2 protein-coding genes are annotated in these 1,573 nt (G+C 29.9%); one reads left to right on the forward strand and one right to left on the reverse strand.

What is annotated here, in order from left to right:
• Window positions 1-140: 140 nt before the first annotated feature.
• Complete coding sequence (locus tag AOG54_RS03415; RefSeq protein ID WP_156324180.1) at window positions 141-497, reverse strand: hypothetical protein; 357 nt, start codon at window positions 495-497, stop codon at window positions 141-143.
• Window positions 498-611: 114 nt separating this feature from the next.
• Here AOG54_RS03415 and AOG54_RS03420 point away from each other — a divergent pair, with 114 nt between their 5' ends.
• On the forward strand, window positions 612-1,538 hold the full coding sequence (locus AOG54_RS03420; RefSeq protein ID WP_055032418.1) for a glycosyltransferase: 927 nt from the start codon (window positions 612-614) through the stop codon (window positions 1,536-1,538).
• Window positions 1,539-1,573 lie beyond the last annotated feature (35 nt).

Here is a 1,573-nt window from a genome sequence, read left to right on the forward strand (position 1 = left end):
TCTTGTCATATACAGATGCAGTGGTCATCTTCCATTCCATTACAGATAATGAATCAGTATCTATTAAAGCATGCACCTTTCTTCCATATTCATAGTCCATTGTGCTGTAGCCACATGAGCTATCATTATCCTTATATTTCTTATTCTTCCTTCTCCTCTGTTGTATCCCTGCAGGTCTTAACAATAGATGAGTCTACTGCAGCATTGTCATTATAAGGATTTATTATATCAATAATTGATGAATTTATACAATGCCAGTCTATTCTTAAAAATCTATAGGATAATGTCCTGAAATCCAGAATATCTGTAATATTCAACAGTTCCATGAATTCTCTATGGTTATTGAAGAAGTATTTAGATAACCTGTAAATAATTCCATATATTTTTAAAATTACAATAATTTTTACAATTAGAGCTGTAGAATACTTCCTTATTCTGTCCTCCGTAACTATTTGAGACAACCTTTCCATAATTAATGGGATGCGGTTAGCTGCCATATTCCACTTATGTTTTTAAAATTAATAAATATGACAAGTGACGAACAAATTATGAAAGTTTGGACACGCTAAGAGCAATAGTAAAAAATATATAACAGAATTAAATAAGAGGCGGTGCAGAATATTAATTTATATGCTACAGTATATAATAACGTTACTACAATTGAAGAAAGTATTAAATCAGTTTTTGATTCTTCATATGAAATAACAATTGTTGATAATTACTCTAATGATGGTACTTGGGAAAAATTGAACGAAATTAAAAAAGATTATAATTTAAAATTATATCAATATAAATCGTCAATGGGCAAAGGAAGAGACTATGCCCTTAAACATACAACCGAAGGTTCTTACACTGCATATTTTGATCTAGACAACTATTATAACTCAAATTTCCATAAATTACTAAACTATGGATATTCACAAGGTAAAAAAACAATTGCAAGTCTATATTCATTAATGATATTAAGAGATACCCTCCTTGGAAAGGGCGGCTGGAGGAATTTATATACAGCTGAAGATGCAGAAATTTTTGCGAGAATAAAAAGTGATTACTATGTGCCTGCAATACCGTTTATTAATGGTTACCCCACAGAAAATAATTCAGAATTACGGTATGCCAAACATTTTAAGTACTATGTTCGTAGAATAAGACTTGGTGTTGATTTAATAAGGGGGGAAGGATTTACATTGGATGATACCTTTAATTATTTTAAATTTTATCATAAAGCATATCCCTTTTTTACAAGACTTGCATTGAGCTCTATATTCACAGTAGCGAAATTTAAAAAAATTTATAAATATGATAAAAATGTAAATAACTCGATATTAGAAAATAGGCAATTTCTGGATAGTTTTCTCGACACAAAGGAAGTGGGAATTTCAGATGATTATTTTTGCTTTCCGCTTATCAGATGGGCAAAAGAATTAGGATCAAGTGTTGAATTACTTTTACATAAATTAAATATCAATTTTATAAAATATATAGATAACGTTGGGACTTTAATATTTGTAAAAAATGAGGAAGAAGAAGGCGGATGATGTAAAGGTTGTTTTTTTCGGGCCAAGCGAAAAGG

The organism is Acidiplasma aeolicum, from assembly GCF_001402945.1.
Taxonomy (GTDB): Archaea; Thermoplasmatota; Thermoplasmata; order Thermoplasmatales; family Thermoplasmataceae; genus Acidiplasma; species Acidiplasma aeolicum.

What these genes read in the sequence shown, in the direction of transcription:
- AOG54_RS03415 (WP_156324180.1), bottom strand. Translation starts at nt 497, where the DNA reads ATGGCAGCTAACCGCATCCCATTAATTATGGAAAGGTTGTCTCAAATA.